This window comes from Vibrio sp. Vb1337 (assembly GCF_033338715.1).
Classification (GTDB): Bacteria; Pseudomonadota; Gammaproteobacteria; order Enterobacterales; family Vibrionaceae; genus Vibrio; species Vibrio alginolyticus.
In genome coordinates, this window is sequence record NZ_JAWOTD010000002.1 from 316,965 (window position 1) to 340,391 (window position 23,427).

The following is a 23,427-nucleotide window of genomic DNA, read 5'->3' on the forward strand; positions in this document are numbered from 1 at the left end:
TTATTATCTGAGCTTGCGAAATTTTCGGGAACGTTTGCAAAACAGATTTTTGCTCAATAAAACCAAATGATCAAAGATAAAGCAGAGAGAATGTGAGAATGATCGTCAAATTCTCTCCCTAAGAGCAGTATAGGAGGTTAGAATCGCTACTTATCAAAGAGCTTTTCATCTTCTCTTTGCAAACAATCCCAAAAACGAAAAACAGAATGGATAGGAACAATGGCGAGTCTGCATGATGTCGCCCGTCTGGCTGGCGTATCAAAATCAACAGTGTCACGGGTTATAAACGATGAATATGGCGTAAAAGAAGCGACAAAACTGAAGGTCCGCCAAGCAGTAGCGGAGTGTGGCTATGTGCCGAACCAAGTCGCTAAAGATCTAAAATCTCAAAAGACCAATCTGGTTGGTGTCATTGTTCCTCGGGTTTCCTCTCATGCCACATCCCAAGGTGTCGATGGATTAACCGATGTCCTTGAAAAAGCCGGGAAACATGTCTTACTTGCTAGCACTCACCAAGCCCACGAAAAAGAACTGGAATACATTCAGATCTTTAACCAAAAACGGGTTGAAGGGATCATTCTTTACGCCACCCACCTCGATTCCAAGCTGGTAAAAGCAATTCAAAACTCAGCCGTTCCAGTTGTGCTCGTCGGTCAAGATGGTTCCATGTTTAACATTCCAAGCATCATTCATGATGACGCACGAGTAGGGTTTGAAGCGGGAAATAGACTGGTTGCAAAAGGTTGCCAAACTATGGGTTTTATTGGTGTGCAAGGTGACGATATCGCGGTAGATAAGCAACGCTCTGAAGGATTTGTTCAAGCGCTACAGCATCATGGTTTTGAGCTCGCCTTCCATGCTCGTGGTGACTTTACCATCGATTCTGGCTATTCATTGGCAAAACAACACTTAACAAAGAACCCTAAGCTAGATGGCTTGTTCTGTGCGACAGACCGTATTGCTATCGGTGCGATGAGAGCGATTCAAGAGCTCGGGTTAACACCGGGTAAAGACGTTTTAGTGCTAGGCGTTGGTGATGATGAGCTCGCATCAGTGTGCACCCCAACCTTATCAACATTTAACTATGCATTTGATAAAGCAGGGGAAAATGGTGCGAAACTGTTACTAGATAGAATTGCCAACAGAAGTTTTGAAATGAGTAAGATGGTACTAACCTTCAAAACTATTGAGCGTCAGTCCTGTTAATGAAAAAGCGCCAACTGAAATCAGTTGGCGCTTTTCTTATTACTCTTTGTAGGTTAGGTCCCTTTAGAACCAAGTTTCCATTTGCAGTGCAAACAGAACTTCACCACCATCACCCATCGTTGCAGCACCCGCATCCTGGCTAATCGAGTAGCCATTCAAGTCTTCGCTCCAATCAACGTAGCTAACTGCAAAACGTAGCTCCGGACGGTCAAAGAAACCTGCAGCGGTAGACATCTTAAGCGTTGGTGCAATTGTCGCTTTGTAAAAACTGCCACTTGCTTTATCAATCGCATTGTCTAGGTCCATGTATTGGTATGAGCCTTCATAAACCATCTCAAAGTTCTGCGTAAACTCTTGCGCTAAGCGGATGTTGAACGATGCCCACGTAAATTCATCATTTTTAGCAAAGCGATCTTGGCTGTGTTCTGCTAGCAACGCAGGTGCTACACGCCAGTTGTCGCCGATGCGTGTTACACCATAGCTAAACAAGCGTACGGCTTTTGCGTCTTCTAACAAATCTCCGTTTGAACCGATGCCTTTAAGTTCCGCACCCAGTCCATCACCCATCAAAATACCGGTTTTAGAGAAGCCTTCACTCATGCCAAAGAAGTTATCGCCATGGTAAGCAAACATCGCATGTAAACCTTTGTCCGCTGAACCTTCTACGCGATCATTGTTATCAGCAGACGTCATGCCGCTCAGCATCAATTGCCAACTACCGAAGCGGTTGTTCATTGTCGCGATATAGTTTTCAACATCCGTTGACGAGCTATCAATCTCACCAAAATCACGACCATAGATCGAGAAGTTTGCTTTCCACGAATCGCTCATTTGGACGTCATACACGCCAGCACCAGTGCCAGATAAGAAAACGATATCCGAGTCAAAGAAGTGAATGTCAAAGTTATCACGGTCAAATCGTTTACCAGCCCAAAACGTCGCGTCAGCAAACGCACTTGATTCAGAGAACATGCTCAACTTGTTTAGCTCAGCATATACCTGACGAACGTTTAATTGACTCTCACTCGCTGTCCATTCGTTATTGGTTTCCGTACTATCTGCCAACATGATTCGGAACAATGAGCTGGAACCATCATCTGCAAAGCGTTTGTGAATAAGGTTTGCTTCCACATAATGATCATCCTCAACCCCTAATCGTCCAATTGGCGCGCCAATAGCACCAGCTGCCGTCATGTAAGGACCAGTACCCACTGCACCATTCAGATCATCATTAATGAGCAGCCCGGAACGAGCGTAGCCATGAAACTCAAAGCTTGAGGCTTTCTCATTTGCTTCTGTGGATGCTTTTTCTGTCTGCTCAAGTCTCTGTTCTAATTCATTAATTCGCTTTTCAAGAGCGTCAACATCTGTTGCTGCGAATACAGGTGCAGTAACCAGTCCAAGCGCTACTGCCATCGTCAAAGTGTGTAGTTTCATTTCCATAGTCTCACGTAAATTTATACTTAGGCATATTGCAAACGTTCCCAAGAAAAATCGCAAACTTATGGTGACTTTAAATGTCCATCTAAAGCCTGAATTTCAGAGCGCTCGTACTCAGAGCGTCTCTACTACTTATATCAATGAGGGCGATAATATATAAACTTTTCGGGAACGTTACCGCAAAGAGGTGATTTTGTTACTTCTATCACGTTCAATTGTGTTACTTACAGAAAAATCATTAACCAGCGCACATTTGAATAGTAATGAGAAAGAGGCATTGAAAGCCTTATTAACAGGTGGCATTGTGGCAAAGACGTTGGCTCAACGTCTTTTATAGATTGTCTTGTGGTTAGAGCGCACAAAAACTTCATAGAATCAGTGAGAGAATTTGGCTCCATGCATTTTAATATCTACAAAACTCATTTTTTGAACATAAATGAGTTTTGTAAAATCTAATAATCTTGCTCATGGTCACTTCGGCTTCGAAAAGCCACTCATTACCAAAAAGTAATCAAGCTAATGCATCTCAACGTTATTCTCTTCGACTAGTAAGTATTTAATTTGATGTTGAAAATCTGCCTCAATTATATCTTCTCGACCTTTGGACATAACGGTGTCGTAAACCATGTTTACATATTCATACGACAGATATTTATCAAAAACATGAACTATATCGTCGTTAATTAAAATTTCACCGTAACAAGCTAAGTCTTCATCAAACGTATTTTGGTAACAAGATATTTTAGAACTATCCCATCCAGAGTAAAATTCGACACTCTTGACATCGTCATACATCGCAATTACTAACTTTTCGATTCCAAGCTGTCCTTCAGCCTCAAACCTCGACTCAAAGTTAACATAACCGATAGCAATACCTTCATTAGAAGCTGAGTAATCTTTATTAACTCCGTAGTGGACTTGATTTTCTCTAAGTTTAGCATTGCCAATAGCTTTCCAAGTTAGGCGGTTCCCGTCAATATTTTCACCAAATGTAAGCTCTTCTTTGACCTCAATAATTTGGTTCGCTAGTTGGTAAGTTAAAGGCAGGTCAAGATCCGGAACGTTAGTGGCAAGACTTAGACCTTTCCTGCTATGTTTTTCGTAAATTACCTGATGCTTTCTTGGCTCGGAGTGAGAGCTTACAACTATCCATCCGCTTTCTTCAGTAGATGGGTTAGTTGATTCGGAGTTACAACCCAAAATAAGAAGAGTTGACGCGCTAAACAGTACAGTTTTTAAGTACATAGTGAGTATTCAAAGTTAATTATTTCTTGGCATTATCATTTAAATTAATACCATGGGCAACAAAATCATACTTTAATACCTCAACAGCTATTCTATTTCGAAGTTAATATTTTTGATTAGCTACATATCTAGGTTAATAACAGAGAACGATGTAAAAGTGAATTATGTGTACTCACTCTATACTTAATCATACAAGTCCGGCAGTGCGAAACGAATAAAGTGAAAGTGTCAAAAGCCCGAATAACATTCCTCAAACAAAAACGCCCTTTACATAAGTAAAAGGCGTTTTTATTTTGGGTTTTGATTAGCGAGCTATAATACCAACCCACCGTCAATCTTGAGCACTTGGCCTGTGATGTAGGCGCTCTTGTCTGAGGTTAGGAAAGAGACGCCATTGGCGATATCTTGCACTGAGCCCATTCGCCCTAATGGGGTTTTGCCTTCCATCATTTGAATGACTTTCTCTGGCAGGTTCTTGGTCATGTCGGTGGCGATAAAGCCTGGCGCGACACAGTTGACGCGTATCTGTGCACCCTTTCTTGAAAGTTCTTTCGCCCAGCCTTTGCTCATTGAGATGACGCCGCCTTTACTTGCGCCGTAGTTGCTCTGGCCGATATTACCATCCGTTCCCACTATAGAAGAAATGCTAACAATACTGCCTGTGCCCTGCTCTAGCATGACAGGAGCAACACGTTGGGTGAGTAAGAACACCGCTTTTAGGTTCACGTCGATCACGCTGTCCCAGTCTTGCTCTAACATATCTGGCAACAATGCATCTCGAGTGATGCCCGCGTTGTTAACCAGAGCATCGATTCTTCCGTGCTGCTCTACAACACTTTCTACTACTTCACTGACGGCTTCGGCATCACACAAGTTGACTTGATAACTGCTTAGCTGCGCCGACTGACTCCATTCCACGGGAGATATGTCTAGCCCGATTACGTGGAATCCATCCTCCAGTAATTGCTCACAAATCGCTTGGCCAATACCACGAGCCGCGCCAGTGACTACTGCTACTTTTTCCGGTTTCATCTTGGTCTTCCTTAAATGTTGAGATTACAAATTCGCTTGTATCCCTAGCGTTTTTTGTTTTTATGCCTAGTCGCGTTACAGCTGCGCTTCTCATACGCAGGGTCTTTTATATCTTATAAAAACTATAGAAACAGTCTGGGAGTCGGATGTGAACTAATCAAGGCAACTTGATGACTATGGCAAGATCAACGTAAGAAAGTGTGTTGGAAGGCGCAAAGTTACGCGATTGGAGGACTTGGATAGAAAAGTATTGGTCTGATTAATCAAATACTACTTCATCAGACCAATATTACTTGTCTCTTAATCTCTTACAAAAGCTGGTTTTGTTATTTTCACCAGAAAATGCTGAAGCAAGAGATTAAACAACATGCCAGCAATAAACAGGGTGATCACAATACTCGCACCACTCGGTAAGTCATAGCGAGCCGATGCGGCAATACCCGATAAGATCCCAACAATACCAATGCTGATACTGGCGACAAAGAATCGAGTTCCCTTCAATGCTGCCGCACATAAAGCTGGAATCACCAACAAAGCAAATTCTAAATAAATGCCGGTTAACTTGACCGTAATGGGCATCAGAATAGCAAAGATCAGATAAAAACCACTACCGCGCATAAACGCAGGTTTTAACCAAACTAATAGCAACATCGCAGCGGTAATGAGTGCCAAAGGCCAAACGTCTGCCCAAGTCGCCCATAACAGTTGCCCATTAAGAATGCCTTGAATAAAGTCTCCGCCGTGTGGGTCTTTGCTCACCAGCAGGATCGCCAGCGATGCAGACACGACAAACAAGCTGCCAATCATAGGCTCTAAATGCTGCTGGTATCGTTTCTCCATTAAGGCAATCAAACCGCAAAGCATCAAAGACATCACCCAAGGGCCAATCATTTCGCCAAAGAATGAGCCTGAGAACAGCGCGTATTGGCTCAACCAGTAGTGGCTTAGTGCTGCCCCCAATGCCGCGACTTGCGCCACCGCCAAATCTATAAAGATGATCTGACGATTAAGAACTTGCTGCCCCAGTACGATGTTGCCAACCAACGCAATTAAACCACAAAAAACCGCAGGTAAAAGCCATGCATAATCAGCCATGGCTTAGATCTTCACAGGAACGGGCGGCACTAACACATCCAGTAAATCATCAATGACCTGATCGTACATCTCATCCAAGCTTTCACCCTCAGAAACGGTCAATGGCAGTTGAATCACAGGTTTGTCAGTATGATCTTGCAACCAGTTCGCTGGACGCTGATCCTGATGAGAGGAGTAAACAATCGCATCAAAACTGTCAGCATCTAACTTGGTAAGTGATTGCAGGTGAGATGTGGTCGGTGAAATGCCCGGTTTAGGTTCTAGATCGGCAATCTGCTTCATTCCGAGCCAATCGTACAAATAACGATACGTCGCGTGATAACCGACAACTTGCTTACCCTTTAAAGCAGCCCCTTTCTCATTCCATTCTTTAAGCTTTTTACGCCAATGAGCACGAAACTTCATACCATTCACTTGGTAACTTTGTGCGTTGTCGGGATCAATCGCTTTTAGGCGCTCCGTGACTTTACGAGATAATGGAATCATGTCATTTGCCGCAAATTGAACATGTGGGTTACCGTGAGCGTGTATATCTCCCATGCTACGGTCAACGTGAGCATGAGTATCTAACATGCGCACGAAGTCCGTCGCGTAGATCATGCTCGGCGCACCATTTTGCACCGCCGCATTGCTGCTACGAACTTGCAGCATAGGTAACCACCCCACCTCTAGCTCTGCGCCCGAACACATTGCCATGTCCGCTTGGCGCATCTTCGCAATCAAAGAAGGACGAGCTTGTACGTAATGTGGGTCTTGCTTAGCCGTTGTCGCTGAATAAATACTGGCATCTGGCGCGTGGCTTTCAAGAAAGGCTTTCCATTCTGGCTCACAAACGAAAATGTTTAGAGCCGAAGCAGGCGAAGCAATGATGGCAGCTCCTGCCGCCATCATCACCAAACTACATTTATTTAATGTCAGCTTAGAACGCATGAGCACCGTGCGCTCCAAATGTCATCACGTATTGCAGAGTGAACACGTTGTCTGTCTCACTGTCTTGGTTATCAATCCGAGTGTATTGCGCACGGATAGTACCGAAGTGAGAAGAATCCCATGCGATCATCGCATCCATTTCTTTATCATTCAGCTCAGTAAAATGCATGTGGTCGCCATGTGCATGACCATCGTAGCTTTCTGCTTCGCCGTAACGTAGACCTGCTGACCAGCTTGGGTTGAAGCGATAAACACCCGAAACATAGTAAGCGCTTAAGTTGTCTGGTGACTCTGCATCGTTTTTATATTTGCTATCTACCACACCGTCTAACAGCATGTATTCAGCCGATAGCGTGAAGTTGCTGTATTTGTAATTACCGTCTGGTGCCCATTTCCAAACAAAATCAGCACCGTAAAGATTCGCACCTGTCACTGCTGCGCCATGATGGTGCTCATGCGCTTCTTCATGACCGTGGTCGTGATCTTCGAATTCTTTAACCTTGCCGTTTTCGTTACGCAGGTAACTTAAACCAAACTGCCAACTTGAAGATTCGGAGAAGTCACTACCAAGCTTCAGCGTCGTGGTGTACACGCCAACTTCAGAACCATCTTCGACAGAAGACATTTTGCTACCACTGAGCGCTTCTACACCAAGTTTTACATAAAGGTCGGTTGGCAACACGATGTTTGCACGTACACCATCATCGTAGTAGTGCGAGCCAAGGAAAGTACGATAAGCAATTGGACGCTCAACAAAGCTATCGGTGTGCATGTGTTGGTTGTTCAGGTAACCAAAGTCAGATAGGAATCGGCCAGCGCGCACGTTTACACCATATGGCAATGCCAAAGTTTCGATGAATGCCTCTTCAAGCTCTAATTCTGTATCATCACCATGACTTTCAAGAACCGCGGTCAATGCGCCGTAAAACTTGTCGTCGATATTTGATGAGAAGTTTAATTCCGTATGGCCTAGACCAAAGCCTTCTTCGCGCTCAGAATTATGACGTTGGCCATCTTGGTAGTAGCCATCAACAACAACACCAATCTGTGGGTTCGATAGTGTGTCGGCAAAAACAGGGGATGCAAAAATGCTACCGATCACGAGAGACACCAATTTCTTATTCACTACTTTTTCCTTTTTGTTATGTTATAACATTTAATTTTGCGATGTTATAATATAACAATTCTCATTACACAAGCAGAAATTTAAATTAGGCTCCGATTTCATGTTCGTACTCAATCCATGAATTGGGCTATCAACAAATGAATCAATTGATGTTTTTTATACGTATACTAATGAGAATTAGTAATTAAATAAGTAACGGAATTTCAATATGTTGAATATGGATTTTTCAAAAAGAATCGTGATAGATACTGCTCAACAGGAATGGATCGCCAGCCCTTCCAAAGGTGTGTGGCGCAAACCTTTGGAACGAGAAGCCAAAGAATCAGGGCATACCACCAGCGTCGTTAAGTACGAGCCAAATTCGCAGTTTTCGACTCATCCTCACCCTCAAGGAGAAGAAATATTGGTGCTCGAGGGGGTATTCTCTGACGAATACGGTGACTACCCTGCCGGCACTTACCTTCGTAACCCTCCAGGAAGTCAACACGCACCATTTAGCAAAGAAGGCTGTGTGATTTTAGTTAAACTAAATCAGTTCGAATCTGAGGATCTTGAAACAGTTCGCATTAATACAAACCAAGCGAGCTGGCAGAGTGGTGTCGGTGGGTTGCAAGTCATGCCTCTGCATGATTTTGAGCATGAACATGTCGCATTGGTTAAATGGCCGAAAGGCGAGAAGTTTCAACCACACCGTCACTTTGGTGGTGAAGAAATTTTTGTGTTATCGGGGGAATTTAAAGACGAGCTAGGAACCTATCCTCCCTACTCTTGGATCCGAAGCCCACATATGAGCGAGCATTTTCCTTTTGTAGAGCAAGAAACGATCATTTGGGTAAAAACTGGTCACCTGCCGCTCCAAGCTCCTGCTCAGCACTCCTAATGTTTGCACACTTGGCATCGTCCATTGGAACTAAAATCGGCCCGCTATTTACGAGCCGATGATCATTTCGTCACTAAGAACCCATTATTCGCGAGTGGAGCCAGTCTTTGAGCTCAGCCCGGTTATGTTTTAATACGTTCATTTCGTGATCATCAATCGGGCTTCCTTGAAGTTCTAGTACGCGGATTTCCTTATCTAAAGCATTGTAGTTTTTAACGGTTTCAGCAAATGATGCATCGTTTTCGGTAAGCTGAGTAATGGTATCCAAATGTTCTGGGAATTCATGAGTTAATGAGTGATTTTCACCTAACATAGAGACCTCTTGGCTAGAGTTGTTGATGTATTTATCCGCTCATTTTTTGAGCGACACATTTCTAACCATAGCACTTCAAATAGCACAATATCGTCGATTTGAGCACACTTTTACTGAACTTCTTAGTCATGGTTTATCACTCTTTTAACCGCGCGACTCCGCTCGTTATTATTCTGTGTTTTATCAATAATCGACTACATTTAATACACTTCTCATAAAAAGGTACATCTAAATGAACAGCATGAAAATTGGCTTGATCAGTGCGTCAATAACAGTTGCGTTGATTGGCTGTAATTCAGACAGTGACTCTGTCAGCACAATGACTCCGGTTACCTTGTCCGTATCAGATGCCCCTATTGATGACGTATCAGAAGTGGTGGTCACATATAACAAAGTTGCATTTCTTCCTCTGGATGGTGGCATACCACAAGTATTCGATGTGTATAAAACAGACGAAGAAGGCAATTTGGTCGACGAAGATGGTAACCCCCTTCCCGAAGGTGAAGATCCACTCCCACTAAGTGTTAACTTACTCAATTTCCAAGGCAGTGACGCGCAGGAATTGGTGGATGATGAACTGATACCAACTGGTAATTATAAACTCTGCGTGTTTGCTAATGATGGCGATCATCCAAACTACCCATCGTATGTGATTGACGAAGCGACAGGAAATCAAATCCCACTGACCGTCAAAGGTGATGGTGCTTGCCCACAAGGTGTCGGAAAGGATCCTGACTCTGGAGTACTGTTCTTTAACAACACCTTTGCAGTCAACCCTGACAATAATGAGTTCGTAGTTGAATTTGATCTGCGCCGTGGCTTAAAAGACGGAACAGGCCAAAACGAAGGCTACAGCATTCAACGCACCTCCGTCACTTTAATTAACACGGTTACAACGGGGGAGATTCAGGGAGATATCGCAACATTGACCTACCAAAACTGCGAAACGGATACCCCAAGCGCAAATGGGTATGCACACGCGGTCTACCTATATGAAGGAAATATCGCCGAAGAGAACATGGGGCCATTTGCAGGCGCAGAAGGCCAAATAATGCCAATCGCAGCGGCGAACGTAGTGGAAGACATTGATGAAGCAAATTACGAATATGAATTTGGCTTTGTAGAGCCCGGTACGTACTCCGTCGGCTATACCTGTACCGCAAATGACGATTCTGTAGATGGTATTGTTGCAGGTGAAACCTTTAGCATTTATCAATCTACCAGCGGAATTAGCGTCTTTGTTGGTACCGATACAAACGCAGACTTTTAATCTCTCTAACACTGCAGACCCTGCATGGGTCTGCTTTTTTTGCTATTCCAACTGAGCACGGATTATGGTCTTTGTGACTTTTAAACCTCTTCCCAATAAGGTGGCGTGCCATAGTATTCAGCAAAGTAATCAATAAAGGCACGCACCTTAGGCGCAATTAAACGAGAGCTTGGGTACACAGCCCAAATCCCAGCATCCATCGCTAAAGGGTGATCTTCGAGTACTTCCACTAGCTGACCACTTTGTAATTCTTGATAAACACTCCAAACTGAGTTGATAGAAATACCTAACCCGTTTACCGTCGCGTCTCTCATCGCATCACCATTATCAGTTTTAAAACGACCAGAAGTTCTTACATTGACCATTCCATCTTTTGTATTGAATGACCAATTATTCATTCCAACTAAGTTAATACATTGATGATTCGTCAAGTCTTGGGGCTTGTTAGGTCTCCCAAATTGTTCAATATAATCTGGTGATGCAACGATAATACGACGATCTGGCGCAAGCTTTCTTGCGACCAATGAAGAATCTTTCAACTCAGCGACACGAATGGCGACATCGAAACCTCCCTCAACCAGATCAATAATGGAATCAGAAAATCGGCAGTCCACGGTTAACCCTGGGTAACGCGCCATAAAACCTTTTAATGCGGGCACAATATGCAAGCGACCAAAAGTTGCAGAGGCGGTTATACGTAATACTCCCGTTGGCGCACTCTGCCCTGAGCCAACAGCTCCCCTTGCTGCCTCCACTGTTGCAAGGACCTCCTCCGCGTGAGGTAAAAAAGCCTGCCCTTCTTCAGTTAAGGAAACTTTGCGTGTGGTGCGATGAACTAAACGAACTCCTAAGCTGTCCTCAAGTTTGTTGATGTGCGCACTAGCGACAGCAGGAGAAAGTCCAAGCTCCTGACCAGCCATGCTGATGTTGTGTGTCGAAGCCAAACGGACAAATAGCTTTACATGATCGATGTTCATTTAATTTTCAATTATTTGTAAAAAATCACCATATAGAGCTTAGCATTTTCTTCCTTACGGATAGTAAATAAATACTCCAGTTAGAAAAAACTGATGGGCAGATAGAAGTCCAGCTCAAACGCCTCATCATGGCTAAGGAAATGGTTTTTATGATAGTGAACATAAGCGGGAGTAGAACGCTGCTTAAAGCCTGAATTCGGCAACCACTTTTCTAACACCATACTCAATTGAGGAAGAAGCTCTCCATATACCCCTGTTAAGCGAAAAACAGCATGCAAACCACCCGGAATCGTCATTTGATTCACGACACCGCGTACTTTAAGCGGCTTATCGATCGCCATACAAGCCACATAGCGACACTTATCGAGCTCAACCCAAGCGGGGTTGGAGTGATGCAAACCGTATTGAACCGAAAAGTCCCGATTCTCAGAGCTTGCCCACGCCTTCAAAATCAGCCACGCATTACGAATGGAACGGCTATAACCCTCATGCCGCACATAAGCCGCAAAGCGTTGTGGAACCTCCATAATTTTAGGTTCTGGCAACTCGCGTTTAGCAACCCTATGATAACCCGCAGCCACTTCCGGATCTTTTAGATACGGCTTTTCTGCGACTTGTAAATCATGCTTTCGCCACGCGCCAGGAGACATAGCGAACGTTGCTTTAAACGCTCGGCTAAAAGAAGATACCGAGCTAAAGCCGCACTTGTTAGCAATGTCTAACACCGACGAGCTGGTATCAAACATCAGTTGATTGGCGGCGTATTCCATTCTTGTGCGACGGATATATTGATGGACAGACTCCCCTACCACATCTTTAAAAATACGATGGAAGTGCTGTTCAGAATAGGCTGCTACATCTGCTAGCTCTTTAGCCGATAAATCTCTGCTAATGTCCTGGTGAATGTAAAACAGCACGTCATTGATCCTAGAAACTTGTTGGTGGCTCACGGAGTAAATTTTCGCTTAAATAGCATAAATAGACATGTTTAACAGCATAAATGGACACACCAAGCTTGGCAATTTACCTATACTATTTCTGACATAAAAAAAGACAATTACGAGAAGCACAGCACATGGAAATCGCACAGTCATTACAACAAACTAAGTCATCCTACATCCGAGAAATCCTCGCAGCAGCGAGCGATAAGAACGTCATTTCTCTTGCAGGTGGCTTACCGGACGAAAAAACCTTCCCGATCGACTTAATGAAACCGACGCTCGAAAACCTCGCGAATATGCCAGAGGTGTTTCAATATGGCGCAACAGCAGGCTACGCCCCGCTACTTAACTTTTTGACCGATTATTACCAGCTGCCAGAATCTCATTTGGCGATGATCACAACGGGCTCTCAGCAAGGGCTAGATTTGATTGCGCGTGCGTACGTGAATCCGGGCGATAAAGTGGTGATGGAAGCACCGAGCTACCTTGGTGCTATGCAAGTATTCGGTCTAGTGCAAGCCAACATCGTGACCGTTTCACAAACCGAGTGTGGCCCAAACCTTGAAGAACTCGAACAATGCTTTGCCACGCAGCAACCAAAAATGTTCTACGCCGTACCCGATTTTCACAACCCAACGGGCGTATGCTGGGCGCTAGAGACTCGCCAAAAAGTTGCCGAGCTTTGTATACAATACGACGTGGCGTTCATTGAAGACGCACCATACCGCGAGCTGCGTTTTTCTGGTGAAGCGCTTCCACTGGTTTCGGACTTCTGCCCACAGCACTCCATCGTATTGCGCTCTTTCTCCAAAATAGCTTCACCAGGCTTGCGTATTGGTGTAGTTACGGGCAAAAGCAGCTACCTTGAGCCACTTATCAAAATTAAACAAGGTGCCGATCTGCACTCTAGTATTCCTATGCAAGCTTTGCTGTATGGCCTGCTGCAACATGACAACTTCGAAACGCACATTTCAACCATCTGTGCGCTTTACAAATCACGTTACGATGTCATGTTTGCTGAGCTGCAAAAACAGCTGCCAGAAAGTTGCGTAGTCAAACCCGTCGATGGTGGCATGTTCGTTTGGGTCGAGATTCCAGAATGCGACACCTTCGAACTGGCGAAAAACCTTCTCGCAAACAGGGTTGCTGTAGTGCCGAGCCCGGTCTTTTATCCAGAAGGTTCAAAGGTAAAAGCCGCTCTGCGTCTTAACTTTACCAATGCCACACCAGAAGAACTGACGACAGCTGTCTCTCGACTCGCGGATGTCCTCAACACGTTGTAATTGAACGCGAGTGTAAGAACCTGCCTTTGAGATTCGAAAAAGTCTCAAAGGCAGCATCAAAAAAGTTCCCCAAAAAATTTATATTTTTCCTTCAAATCAACTCTCTACAGTAAGTGCCTGTTTTCTCTTGAACCTCTCACTCATATAAAAATGAGAACTCAATCACGTATTTGATGGTTAGAAAAGTTACGTCTATCTTTCAGTCAAAGACATCAACTTCGCAGCGTTAATGCTCTCAATTTCAGACACTTTATCAATCGTGGCTTAGCGGTTGATAAACGACTAAAAAAGCATCTGTGGGCAGACCCACTACGAAGGGTTGACCAGAACCATTCTGAATGTCACGAGCCAATCTTTTGATTGGCAATTACGTCAGTGAATCGCACCAAATGACAGAGGGGTTATCAGGATGAATACTCGAACCACGACAGGACTCGTCACCATCGGCTGGTCCGTTACACTTTCACTTTTTACCGCATTCGCCGTGTATGCCAATACGTCGCCAAACTGTAGTGACGTATTAGCGGGCAACACAACCGCCGCATCGCAAAAAATGATGGTTTTATTGGGCGAAGACATCACCAAATCCAACCGTATAACTACGGTGATTCCAGCCGAAAACAATCCATTTGTGACCGAAGAACTGGTTTCGGTTTCTAACGACGTATCGCCAAACGGTCGTCTTTCACAAAAGAGTTTGGAAGAGATTCGGAAAGTCCGCTCAAATCTAGAGAAAGCAGCACAGGAAGTAAGCCGATTACAAGGCACTTTTGAAGTGGCTTTCATCAGTTTGATTGATGGTTACTGCCAATTTTCTAATCATAAACGTACTCAACATGCCAAAATCGACTTTGACCATTTGGAAGGCCTCACTTTGTATTCAATCCCCGCTTTAATAGCAATGGTCGATCAGTCGTACTACATGGCAAAGAATCGAATCGCTAATGAGCAGAAACAGTTAAGCGACATTGAAAAAGAGAAACAGCGGCAGAAACAACAAGCAACTGCGGCAGCAGCCGCTCGTTACCAAGACGGTAACGTACTCGTAAGAGTCGAGAACTTTGATGGCGCTAATGTGACATTTTCCGTTACTAACATTGGATCACAAGGATCGTTACAACCAAATTTCAACACGTTTAATGCATATCGCACAGAAAGTGGAGAATTAATCTACAAGTCAGAATCTTTATTACACCTGGCGGATACTGCAGGTAACACACTTGAAACAATGGGTATCGCTGAGCTCTCATCACAAGGTGGAAGTGACATATCGATCTCTCCTGGAGAAACCCGAAAATTCGTTACTAGCATTGCTTCAGAAGTCGCGCCACATACGCAGTTGAGCTTAGAGTTTCCAGCCAAAGTGCTTAATACCGAGCGAGACTTTACATTGTCGTTCTCTGATACATCAGCGGTGGCGACAGCAAACGTCAATTAACGCAAGGTAGCCAGTATTTGTAGAACGCATCAAAGACAGGAGAGCAGCGCCTGTCTTCAAGCCTATAGCTACTGTTTGCACTTGTAAGCATTTGCAAACATCGTTACTGACGTAGAAAAGCTCAATGGTTGATATAAGTACAAGGTATCTGCGTCTAAATCCGCCGCCTTGATGCGCATTTGGTTTAGCGTACCCCAAACCATGTCTTTATCTGCGTGAAGCCAATAGTCGTAAAAGTGGCCTTCTGAGCCGATCACGGTACCCATTAGTTCACAGTTTTCAATCGCATTCACATTGTCCCAAAGCACCTGTACTTGCTCAGATTCTTGAGTTGGGAACGTCACACATCCCGTTAATGATGCCGCTAACGCGAGAGTCATCACTCGCTTTTTCATACTTATATCGCCAAAATTTTTCATAGATGGCAGATTTTATGAATGGCTGATGTGATGACTAGCAAAAACTTTTTATCGCGTGTTCAAGCAGAATTAATGGACAACGGAAAAGATCCAAAAGGTGATCATGCAGCTAGCGAGCAAAAACCTAATAATCACAGACCTAGCAATAAAGCTGTATCTGAGATACAACAGTAATGATTAAATAGCCGCGAGGGATAGAGTTTGGTTGCTAAAAATAAGCTAATTCGCTACACAGCTACGGAAGTCGCTGATGCATTTGACAAAGAAGATGAGCTCATTAAACAAGTTCAGTCCAACCAACTCTCGCAAGTGCTATTGCTTTGGCAAGTAAAAAGTCCAACGCTCGTGCTTCCCGCGGGTAAGAAATGGCCAGTGTCTAATGAGTTAGAACATGCGTTAAATACGTCTGGCTGGAAGCTCTTTTCTCGTAAAACCGGTGGTGCCCCAGTCCCTCAGGTGCCAGGTATTATCAATCTATCCCACATTTACCACTGGCCAGAAGGCGAGCCTTACAACATCAAAAAAGCGTATCTCGATTTATGTGCGATATTAACGGTTTTCTTTAAACAGCTCGGCGTGAAAGTGGATGTTCATGCTACGCCTTATTCCTACTGCGATGGCGAGTACAACCTCAACATTGGCGGGCAAAAAGTCGTGGGAACCGCGCAGCGTGTTTTACTTAAAAAAGGCGGCGGACAAGTGGTATTGTCACAAGCATGCATTCTGATTGATGCCGACGTCGAGAAGATTGTCGAACCAGTACGAATGTGTAATCAGCTTTGCGGTCACAGCGATGATATTCGTGGTGATGTCCACACACCGCTCTTCCATCATGTATCCGACCGCCCATCGGTAGATTCGCTCTTTCAGCAATTGACGAGTGCGTTTTTAACGCATGCAAAAGCGGAGTAATGAAAGGATCAAGCCTCCCCCTTGCTCCGAAAAGCATTCGATAAACTCAAACTGCATGCCGTGATAGCGATGTAAGAATGGGCATCGCCAACGTAAAACCATTCAATCGATCGATCAAACCAGTTATCAGTTTTGCCTGCCAAAAAGAAATGAGATCCAGTTCAAATATTTATCCATGACGGAATTAGTTGAAGCCTGCGCGTAAAAGCCTCAGAATGTCGCACTTTTCGCACCGATTTGTTTTCGGCGCGTTGTTATCTAACTCTACAATTGAGAATCATACATATGGGTTTTACCTCGTTAGGTCTATCTGCTCCAATCCTTAAAGCTATTCAAGAAAAAGGCTACGACACCCCTTCGCCAATTCAGGCAAAAGCAATTCCTGCTATTTTGGAAGGGAAAGACGTAATGGCAGCAGCGCAGACTGGTACAGGTAAAACCGCAGGCTTTACGCTACCGATTCTTGAGCGTTTATCGAACGGCCCTCGCGTTCGTGCTAACCAAGTTCGTGCACTTATCCTGACGCCAACGCGTGAACTTGCGGCTCAGGTGCAAGAAAACGTGTTTATGTACGGCCGTCACCTTCCACTAAGCAGTACGGTGGTTTTTGGTGGTGTGAAGATCAACCCGCAAATGCAGCGTCTTCGCAAAGGTGCGGATGTGTTGGTCGCGACACCAGGGCGCCTGATGGATTTGTACAACCAAAATGCGGTGAAGTTCGACCAACTGGAAGTGCTAGTGCTCGATGAAGCAGACCGTATGTTGGATATGGGCTTTATCCGTGACATTCGTAAGATCCTAGCTCTGCTACCAAAACAGCGTCAGAACCTACTTTTCTCGGCGACTTTCTCGGATGAAATCCGTGACCTTGCGAAAGGCTTGGTGAACAACCCGGTTGAGATTTCAGTGAACCCGGCAAACTCGACGGCGAGAACGGTTGAGCAAAGCATCTACCCAGCAGACGTGAAAAAGAAAGCACCGATGTTGGTTAAATTGATCAAAGACGGCGATTGGAAGCAAGTGCTGGTGTTTACGAAAACGAAACACGGCGCAAACCGTCTGGCGAAGTTCCTGATCGAACAAAACCTACCGGCTGCTGCCATCCACGGCAACAAGAGCCAAGGCGCGCGTACCAAAGCACTGGCGGATTTTAAATCGGGTGAAATTCGTGTGTTGGTCGCGACGGACATTGCTGCGCGCGGTATCGATATTCCTCAATTGCCGCAAGTGGTGAACTTTGAGCTACCTAAAGTGGCAGAAGACTACGTTCACCGTATTGGTCGTACTGGCCGCGCGGGCGAAGTAGGTAAAGCGATTTCACTCGTGTGTGCGCTAGAAGCATCTGAGTTGTTTGCGATTGAACGTTTGATTCAAGAAGTACTACCACGTAAAGAGCTGGAAGGTTTTGCGCCAACCAATGTGGTGCCAGAATCTAAACTGGATACTCGCCCAATCAAACCGAAAAAACCTAAGAAGCCGAAAAAACCAAAAGCGCCAAATGCTTCGGGTGAAAACGCTCCAGCAACCGAAAAGAAAGCAGGCAATGGTGCAAACAAACCTAAACGTCGCTTCAACGGCGGTAACAACGGCAACAAAAACAGCACCAACCAAGGCGGTGCGGGTAAGCCTAAAGGTAACCGTGAAGGCCAAGGTCGTGCACACAGCAAACCAGATGACCGTAAACCTAACGGCAACAAGCCAAATGACAATAAACCGAGTGGAAATAAACCAAACGGTAATAAGAGTGGCAACGCTGGTAAACCGTCTGGTAACCGCAAGCCAAACAATGCTAAGCCTGCAGGAAACAAACCGTCAGGTCAGCGCCGTAAACCTCGTCCGCAGGCTGCAAACTAATCTGTAAACGGCCACCGATAGCAAATACAACAAAGCCGCTGATAATCTCAGCGGTTTTGTCTTTCTTAGAACACAGTTTTCTAAAACACAGCTTTGTTAAAACAGCCTACATTAAAGGTGTGATTCGAATATCTGCGATTTGCGCTTCGTTCTTTTCACCCTCAATACCACCAGCGTAGATGTAGGTTTCATTCGATTTGAGGTAACTCATATTGAAGTGGTCCTTCAGAGCGATCTGATAGGTTTTCCCCTGCTCCAACGCTACTTCAATTGGCGTTGAGTAACACATACCTTGGTTTTCACCAATATGGCCCATCTGCAAGTAACCTTGACCAACCACTTTACCTGCATCATCCAATACCTCTAACAGTTTCACGGTATTCGTGATGCCAGTATTAAGTTGCCCTAGGTTATTGTTGTACCAAGCATCGAACTGGTAAGTGCCCGTTACAGGGGCTGTAAACGACTCTGCACCTTTTACGATGCCACTGTCTTTACTCACCGTAACCACTGAGACATTATCCTTGAGTGGCTGATATTCGCCATCGAGTTTGATGCGGATCTCTTCACCGACACAAACTGGTTGGCTTGGGTTAGAACGGAAGCCTTTATCGTTAATGCTTTCAGCCAAATAACAAGCAAAACCTGTTGGCGTATCGGAATAAGATTGAGCAATCACGTTCTTTTGAATCAGCTCGCCATTGCGATACAAGTTCACGTTGTACTTGCTCGTCACGTCAATCGAAACCGAATTATCAACGCTTTTTACTACCAGTTTTGGCTCTTGCGGAGAATAAACGCGACTGTCTTCATTCACATACGGTTTCACACCAGAAACTAAAGTAATGCTGCTATCTACGTTCACTAGCGCGCCCAGTGTCACGCGGAAATGCCCCTCTTCGTCCATCGTGACATTTTCAACTGGGTAGTAGCCTGTTTCATCTTTGCTTACTTCAGGCAAGTCAATCGTTACCGAGTAGTTCTTTCCTTTGAAGGCAAAGTTTTCCAACGTGATTTGTTCAGACTGAGCCAACAAGTTATTGCGCACCCAACTTGTGATAAATGGCTTCACTTCCAACTTACCTGTTTCGGTATGGATGCCAAATAGGGTCTCTACCACCATGTTCAAGTAGCCACCCACAGACCAAAGCTGACGCTGAGAGTTAATCACTGGGCCATCCAAGCTCGGATCTTCACCATGATCACTATGGATGATGAATGACTTACCAGAAAGCCACTCTAAGTTTTCCATGTTGGATAAATTAGTTGCCGTACCACGAACCAACGATTGAATGGCATTGTTCGCTGCTGCCACATTTTGTGTTTGATGCGCGGCGCGCAAGCTGTACGCGGTAACAAATGGCCAAATTGCGCGATTATGGTACACAGGCACGTCCGGTTGTTGAGGGAAGTAAACCGGCACGCCAAACTCACTGTGTGGGTAATTGGCCATGATTTGTTTCGCCTGCGCATCACTTGCCACGCCACTGATGATCGCCAACGCTTCGCCCAACATGTCGTATTTGTCGACCGCGATGTCTTTGCCATTGTCAAACAAATAGCTTACGTACATACCGCGTTCGGCATTCCAAAACTGCTCGTTGATAGCGGTTTTTAACTGCTCAGCCCAATCGGTGTATTTGACCGCGTTGGTTGAGTCGTACTTCTCTGCCAACTTAGCCGCGAGCTGAATCGCGCGGTAGTGAACCACGTTTGTCGATAACGCTTTGCTGCTACCAATCGCATTGACATCGTTTGGCGTCCACGTTGAGTAAGTTTGCTCACGCCAATCGAGGAATGATTGCTCACCAGTGTATAAACCGGATTTCGCATCAAAAGCCGCCAGGCGATCGGCTTCAAGTGTATTACTGATAGCGTTATATGCGCGCTCAGCAAACTGGTTGTACTCTTCTCCATCCAATGCCGAAAGTAAGCGTTCTGCACCAAGCGCCCAAGTCGTACGGTCGGTACTGATTGGCCAGCTACCGCCAGTGCCCGTGTCTTGCACAATCTGCTCGCCATCGTATTGCTGATCGGTCGTATCGCGGAAAGCGGACAATTTGAAATTCAAACCATTTTGCACCCGAGTTGGATTCATCAATGCAAGCGAAAGGTCTGCTGCGTACGCCAAATCACGCGTCCATACGTAATGCCACTTCGCGCCCGTCTCAAAAACTTCCGCTTTGATTGGGTTGTTGTAGTTGTAATTGCCGTCTTTGATTTCAGAAACGGCAAGCTGGTCTAGCTCTTTCATCGTCAATGCAAACAACGCGTCAAACGCGACATCACCCGACACCACTCGCGGCCCTGTTTGCTCATTAATCACTAAGCCTTGGTCGAGCGCATCACGCAATTCTGTCGTCGTTGAAATACCAAATTCACGCAGTTCAGCTTTAGGATCTTTCACCGAGAAAATCACGGTATCACTCGAGTCATCGTAATTGGCGAACAGTTTCACTTCTTTGCTCTGATGCCCTTCATGCACCATTGAAGGGTCGAGAATCGCATCAGAGTAGTATTTTTCCGCTTCTTCTTGCGTTGCTTTCGTCACAGTCATTGTCGCGCGACTTTCATCGGCAAAGCTCACAGAAAACTTGTAATACCCTTTGTCTTCAAACGTGATCTCAGAGTTGCAGTCATCGTTCATACACGCTTCATTCGTGTCTGGTTTTGGCAGGTACTCCTGAGCTTTATCGAACGCCGCGGGCTCCTCAAAATAGGTGTATTGGATCTGCCAACCCGGATCAGCAATCTTGAACTGATTGCTACCTCGAGCAACGCGCAGTACGGTTTCGTACTCGTTATTACCCAAATAGTTTAGCTTGGCATGCTCTGCCGTGCCCCAATCCCCATTTAAACCACGTAAATATAAGTCGGCTGAAATAATTGGTTTGTCGACCGGCACTGGCGCATCAGAAGAATCTGACCCACATCCAGCAAGACCAATACAAGACGCGACAGCAAGCGCAATAAAACTCGGTTTCATGTTCATCCCTTAGATTGTTGTTTTGGCGACAGTCTAAAGAACACCCTTTTGATGGGAAAATAGGAAGTCAGGAGCGAGCTATAGATAACATCTATACGTCAAACCCCAACAGTGATGTAGATCTATGAAATGGGCATAATTTCAATCAAATGAGATTACAGATTTGTGATTTATAAATGAAATTGTGCAAAATACCCCTCGTTCTTAGAGGGGAAAGAAAATGGACAAATCTCTGCAGCAATTTTTACTGGTTGCACGCTGCCAAAGCATCAGTGCTGCGGCAAGAATGGCAGGTTTAAGCCAGCCAACGGTAACAAGCAATTTAAAGAAGCTGGAAGAGAATCTCGGCGTGACGCTGTTTGAACGTCACCCTAATGGCATGGTATTGACCGAATACGGACGCATCCTCTATCGCCATAGCAACGCGATGCAGCATGAATACAACCAAATGATGCAAAGCATTGATGAACGGAAACAATACCAAGTCGGAAAAATTAAAATGGGTACTGGCGATGCGTGGTGGCCGCTGTTCGTCAAAAAAGCACTCAATGAACATCTGAGCAAGCAGCCATCGGCATCTACGCACGTCGAATTTGGCAACCACTTAGGCTTGATGGATTCATTAATCAGCGAACAGATTGAATTCTTCATCGGCCACGAGATTGTCGGCTTGTCGTCTAAATGTGATGTTACGTTTATTCCGCTATTTCAAACGGTTGATGCCTATTTTGTTTCCCCAAACCACCCACTTCTAGGGAAAACCGTCACCGAAGATATGCTGCACGAATACCCCGCTCTTTCGGTCACTTATGACGCGAAGAAATTCGCTCACGTCATCGATAACCCAATCCCGAAGCAAAATGAACGCGAAAGGCAGCAACTGGATGACAGACCGACTTACGAAGTGGATTCTCTGCTCGCCAGTATTGATGTACTGAAAGAAAGCGTCGCGGTGATGTCTTATACCGGCCACCTCAAACCGTATTTGGAATCCTTTGGCTTACGATGCTTAACCATGGAAAACGAACCAAACCCTGGCACCGTCGGGATTTATCGCCACCGCCGAGAAACCTCTGAATCGCATCTAGATCTGATTGCTGGCATCACTCAGCGCGCTAAATTGCTCAACTAGAAAGTCCAAAAACAGGCGAACTCTTTTCGGTTGATATTGGCGGCTTTGATAAATGACATGTAGATCCGCTTCAGCGCCTTGCGAAAAGGCGCTGAAGTTTTTCATATACCCATCCAAAACCGTTACTAAACGTTGTTTTTTGAGGTCTTGCTGAATATCTAAAATCGATTTCAATGCAATCCCCGCACCGTCCAACGCCCATTGTCGAATCACTTCACCATCATCAGAAAATCGCTTTGGCGTGACCGTGATCGTTTGGTGAGACTCTTCATCTTTAAAGTGCCACGTTTTTAATTCTTCATTGCTGCGCACCATCGCTAAGCAGCGATGATCCGCGAGATCTTGTGGGCAGTTTGGGACACCTTGCTTCGACAAATAATCAGGTGACGCACACAGCACACGTTGACTCGATGCCAGCTTGCGCGAGATGAGATTACTGTCCGCTAACTCACCGTAACGAATCACTAAATCGAGCCCCGATTCAGCCAAGTTCGATAAATTGTCATTAAGATAAAGATAAGGCGTCACATCCGGATATTGCTCAGAAAAAGCCGACACCATCGGCGAAATAATTTGTTTGCCAATATCTCGTGGAGCTGAAATTTTCAACGTTCCGCGCACTTCCGAAATACCCGTTTGCAGTAAGTTTTCCGTCTCTTTCACGCTATCAATGATGTTCAGACAAGCTTGATGGTACATTGCCCCTGCGTCCGTGAGTGATACGTGGCGTGTGCTTCGGTTGAGCAGCTTTACGCCATAGCGTTCTTCTATCGCTTGCAGCCTTGCCGTTACCGTCGCTGGAGACAAACCTAACTCCCTTCCCGCCGCTGCCAGACCTTGATGTTGAACGATGCTGACAAACAACGTCATATCCGAAAACTTATCCATCTTCGCGCCCTTATTATTTGAAAAAACTGAATAATCAATTCAGATATTACCCAATTATCA

21 protein-coding genes are annotated in these 23,427 nt (G+C 45.0%); 9 read left to right on the forward strand and 12 right to left on the reverse strand.

Going from position 1 to position 23,427, the window contains the following annotated elements:
• Positions 1-219 precede the first annotated feature (219 nt).
• On the forward strand, positions 220-1,206 hold the full coding sequence (locus tag R7E42_RS03195) for a LacI family DNA-binding transcriptional regulator (protein WP_017633789.1): 987 nt from the start codon (positions 220-222) through the stop codon (positions 1,204-1,206).
• 63 nt (positions 1,207-1,269) lie between these two features.
• On the opposite strand, the gene R7E42_RS03200 is transcribed toward R7E42_RS03195, so the two are convergent.
• The 6 genes from R7E42_RS03200 to R7E42_RS03225 all read right to left on the reverse strand — a co-directional run bounded on the left by R7E42_RS03200 (position 1,270) and on the right by R7E42_RS03225 (position 8,074).
• On the reverse strand, positions 1,270-2,643 hold the full coding sequence (locus R7E42_RS03200) for a carbohydrate porin (protein ID WP_318072357.1): 1,374 nt from the start codon (positions 2,641-2,643) through the stop codon (positions 1,270-1,272).
• A gap of 519 nt (positions 2,644-3,162) precedes the next feature.
• Positions 3,163-3,891, reverse strand: a complete 729-nt coding sequence (locus tag R7E42_RS03205; RefSeq protein ID WP_025767960.1) for a hypothetical protein — start codon at positions 3,889-3,891, stop codon at positions 3,163-3,165.
• A gap of 312 nt (positions 3,892-4,203) precedes the next feature.
• A complete protein-coding gene (fabG, locus tag R7E42_RS03210) occupies positions 4,204-4,923 on the reverse strand; it encodes a 3-oxoacyl-ACP reductase FabG (RefSeq protein ID WP_017633598.1) in 720 nt (239 codons plus the stop codon).
• A gap of 300 nt (positions 4,924-5,223) precedes the next feature.
• Positions 5,224-6,018 (reverse strand): metal ABC transporter permease, encoded by a 795-nt coding sequence (locus R7E42_RS03215; protein WP_154204222.1) that lies wholly within the window; start codon positions 6,016-6,018, stop codon positions 5,224-5,226.
• A gap of 3 nt (positions 6,019-6,021) precedes the next feature.
• On the reverse strand, positions 6,022-6,948 hold the full coding sequence (locus R7E42_RS03220; RefSeq protein WP_270007120.1) for a metal ABC transporter solute-binding protein, Zn/Mn family: 927 nt from the start codon (positions 6,946-6,948) through the stop codon (positions 6,022-6,024).
• Positions 6,938-8,074, reverse strand: coding sequence for a hypothetical protein (locus R7E42_RS03225; protein ID WP_318072335.1), 1,137 nt, complete (start codon positions 8,072-8,074; stop codon positions 6,938-6,940). Before R7E42_RS03225 ends, R7E42_RS03220 begins: the two co-directional genes overlap by 11 nt.
• Before the next feature lie 208 nt (positions 8,075-8,282).
• Between R7E42_RS03225 and R7E42_RS03230 the strand changes: the two genes are divergently transcribed.
• Positions 8,283-8,954 carry a cupin domain-containing protein gene (locus R7E42_RS03230; RefSeq protein ID WP_137282793.1) on the forward strand — a complete coding sequence of 224 codons (672 nt, stop codon included), beginning with the start codon at positions 8,283-8,285 and terminating at the stop codon, positions 8,952-8,954.
• A 73-nt stretch (positions 8,955-9,027) separates the two neighbouring features.
• Here the strand turns inward: R7E42_RS03230 and R7E42_RS03235 are convergent, their stop codons facing one another.
• Entirely contained in the window at positions 9,028-9,267 is a 240-nt protein-coding gene (locus R7E42_RS03235) for a YdcH family protein (RefSeq protein WP_005373737.1), read from the reverse strand.
• Between the two features lie 232 nt (positions 9,268-9,499).
• Between R7E42_RS03235 and R7E42_RS03240 the strand changes: the two genes are divergently transcribed.
• The gene (locus R7E42_RS03240) at positions 9,500-10,537 is read left to right on the forward strand and encodes a DUF4382 domain-containing protein (protein ID WP_318072336.1); all 1,038 of its coding nucleotides are present in this window, start codon (positions 9,500-9,502) and stop codon (positions 10,535-10,537) included.
• 80 nt (positions 10,538-10,617) lie between these two features.
• Here R7E42_RS03240 and R7E42_RS03245 read toward each other — a convergent pair whose 3' ends face one another.
• Together R7E42_RS03245 and R7E42_RS03250 are read right to left on the reverse strand one after the other, a co-directional pair.
• Complete coding sequence (locus R7E42_RS03245; RefSeq protein ID WP_213961042.1) at positions 10,618-11,514, reverse strand: LysR family transcriptional regulator; 897 nt, start codon at positions 11,512-11,514, stop codon at positions 10,618-10,620.
• Positions 11,515-11,594: 80 nt separating this feature from the next.
• A complete protein-coding gene (locus R7E42_RS03250) occupies positions 11,595-12,464 on the reverse strand; it encodes an AraC family transcriptional regulator (protein ID WP_005387011.1) in 870 nt (289 codons plus the stop codon).
• A 125-nt stretch (positions 12,465-12,589) separates the two neighbouring features.
• On the opposite strand from R7E42_RS03250, the gene R7E42_RS03255 reads away from it, so the two are divergent.
• Both R7E42_RS03255 and R7E42_RS03260 read left to right on the forward strand, forming a co-directional pair.
• The gene (locus R7E42_RS03255) at positions 12,590-13,738 is read left to right on the forward strand and encodes a PLP-dependent aminotransferase family protein (RefSeq protein WP_318072337.1); all 1,149 of its coding nucleotides are present in this window, start codon (positions 12,590-12,592) and stop codon (positions 13,736-13,738) included.
• Positions 13,739-14,147: 409 nt separating this feature from the next.
• Positions 14,148-15,176 carry a hypothetical protein gene (locus R7E42_RS03260; RefSeq protein ID WP_005373748.1) on the forward strand — a complete coding sequence of 343 codons (1,029 nt, stop codon included), beginning with the start codon at positions 14,148-14,150 and terminating at the stop codon, positions 15,174-15,176.
• 68 nt (positions 15,177-15,244) lie between these two features.
• Here R7E42_RS03260 and R7E42_RS03265 read toward each other — a convergent pair whose 3' ends face one another.
• The gene (locus R7E42_RS03265; RefSeq protein ID WP_005387015.1) at positions 15,245-15,571 is read right to left on the reverse strand and encodes a DUF4156 domain-containing protein; all 327 of its coding nucleotides are present in this window, start codon (positions 15,569-15,571) and stop codon (positions 15,245-15,247) included.
• 42 nt (positions 15,572-15,613) lie between these two features.
• On the opposite strand from R7E42_RS03265, the gene R7E42_RS03270 reads away from it, so the two are divergent.
• From R7E42_RS03270 to R7E42_RS03280, 3 genes are all read left to right on the forward strand, one after another.
• Complete coding sequence (locus R7E42_RS03270; RefSeq protein ID WP_213871512.1) at positions 15,614-15,769, forward strand: hypothetical protein; 156 nt, start codon at positions 15,614-15,616, stop codon at positions 15,767-15,769.
• Between the two features lie 27 nt (positions 15,770-15,796).
• Entirely contained in the window at positions 15,797-16,507 is a 711-nt protein-coding gene (locus R7E42_RS03275; protein WP_005373753.1) for a biotin/lipoate A/B protein ligase family protein, read from the forward strand.
• A 285-nt stretch (positions 16,508-16,792) separates the two neighbouring features.
• Positions 16,793-18,361, forward strand: coding sequence for a DEAD/DEAH box helicase (locus R7E42_RS03280; protein ID WP_258483735.1), 1,569 nt, complete (start codon positions 16,793-16,795; stop codon positions 18,359-18,361).
• Positions 18,362-18,467: 106 nt separating this feature from the next.
• Here the strand turns inward: R7E42_RS03280 and R7E42_RS03285 are convergent, their stop codons facing one another.
• The gene (locus tag R7E42_RS03285; protein WP_318072338.1) at positions 18,468-21,347 is read right to left on the reverse strand and encodes an MGH1-like glycoside hydrolase domain-containing protein; all 2,880 of its coding nucleotides are present in this window, start codon (positions 21,345-21,347) and stop codon (positions 18,468-18,470) included.
• Positions 21,348-21,567: 220 nt separating this feature from the next.
• On the opposite strand from R7E42_RS03285, the gene R7E42_RS03290 reads away from it, so the two are divergent.
• Positions 21,568-22,479 (forward strand): LysR family transcriptional regulator, encoded by a 912-nt coding sequence (locus tag R7E42_RS03290; RefSeq protein WP_053307204.1) that lies wholly within the window; start codon positions 21,568-21,570, stop codon positions 22,477-22,479.
• Here R7E42_RS03290 and R7E42_RS03295 read toward each other — a convergent pair.
• Positions 22,432-23,367, reverse strand: coding sequence for a LysR family transcriptional regulator (locus R7E42_RS03295; protein ID WP_318072339.1), 936 nt, complete (start codon positions 23,365-23,367; stop codon positions 22,432-22,434). The two genes, R7E42_RS03290 and R7E42_RS03295, sit on opposite strands and share 48 nt — an antisense overlap.
• Between the last annotated feature and the right edge of the window lie 60 nt (positions 23,368-23,427).

What these genes read in the sequence shown, in the direction of transcription:
- R7E42_RS03195 (WP_017633789.1), top strand. Translation starts at nt 220, where the DNA reads ATGGCGAGTCTGCATGATGTCGCCCGTCTGGCTGGCGTATCAAAATCA.
- R7E42_RS03290 (WP_053307204.1), top strand. Translation starts at nt 21,568, where the DNA reads ATGGACAAATCTCTGCAGCAATTTTTACTGGTTGCACGCTGCCAAAGC.
- R7E42_RS03205 (WP_025767960.1), bottom strand. Translation starts at nt 3,891, where the DNA reads ATGTACTTAAAAACTGTACTGTTTAGCGCGTCAACTCTTCTTATTTTG.
- R7E42_RS03220 (WP_270007120.1), bottom strand. Translation starts at nt 6,948, where the DNA reads ATGCGTTCTAAGCTGACATTAAATAAATGTAGTTTGGTGATGATGGCG.
- R7E42_RS03280 (WP_258483735.1), top strand. Translation starts at nt 16,793, where the DNA reads ATGGGTTTTACCTCGTTAGGTCTATCTGCTCCAATCCTTAAAGCTATT.
- R7E42_RS03245 (WP_213961042.1), bottom strand. Translation starts at nt 11,514, where the DNA reads ATGAACATCGATCATGTAAAGCTATTTGTCCGTTTGGCTTCGACACAC.
- fabG (WP_017633598.1), bottom strand. Translation starts at nt 4,923, where the DNA reads ATGAAACCGGAAAAAGTAGCAGTAGTCACTGGCGCGGCTCGTGGTATT.
- R7E42_RS03230 (WP_137282793.1), top strand. Translation starts at nt 8,283, where the DNA reads ATGTTGAATATGGATTTTTCAAAAAGAATCGTGATAGATACTGCTCAA.
- R7E42_RS03260 (WP_005373748.1), top strand. Translation starts at nt 14,148, where the DNA reads ATGAATACTCGAACCACGACAGGACTCGTCACCATCGGCTGGTCCGTT.
- R7E42_RS03240 (WP_318072336.1), top strand. Translation starts at nt 9,500, where the DNA reads ATGAACAGCATGAAAATTGGCTTGATCAGTGCGTCAATAACAGTTGCG.
- R7E42_RS03215 (WP_154204222.1), bottom strand. Translation starts at nt 6,018, where the DNA reads ATGGCTGATTATGCATGGCTTTTACCTGCGGTTTTTTGTGGTTTAATT.
- R7E42_RS03285 (WP_318072338.1), bottom strand. Translation starts at nt 21,347, where the DNA reads ATGAAACCGAGTTTTATTGCGCTTGCTGTCGCGTCTTGTATTGGTCTT.
- R7E42_RS03265 (WP_005387015.1), bottom strand. Translation starts at nt 15,571, where the DNA reads ATGAAAAAGCGAGTGATGACTCTCGCGTTAGCGGCATCATTAACGGGA.
- R7E42_RS03255 (WP_318072337.1), top strand. Translation starts at nt 12,590, where the DNA reads ATGGAAATCGCACAGTCATTACAACAAACTAAGTCATCCTACATCCGA.
- R7E42_RS03235 (WP_005373737.1), bottom strand. Translation starts at nt 9,267, where the DNA reads ATGTTAGGTGAAAATCACTCATTAACTCATGAATTCCCAGAACATTTG.
- R7E42_RS03270 (WP_213871512.1), top strand. Translation starts at nt 15,614, where the DNA reads ATGGCTGATGTGATGACTAGCAAAAACTTTTTATCGCGTGTTCAAGCA.
- R7E42_RS03295 (WP_318072339.1), bottom strand. Translation starts at nt 23,367, where the DNA reads ATGGATAAGTTTTCGGATATGACGTTGTTTGTCAGCATCGTTCAACAT.
- R7E42_RS03200 (WP_318072357.1), bottom strand. Translation starts at nt 2,643, where the DNA reads ATGAAACTACACACTTTGACGATGGCAGTAGCGCTTGGACTGGTTACT.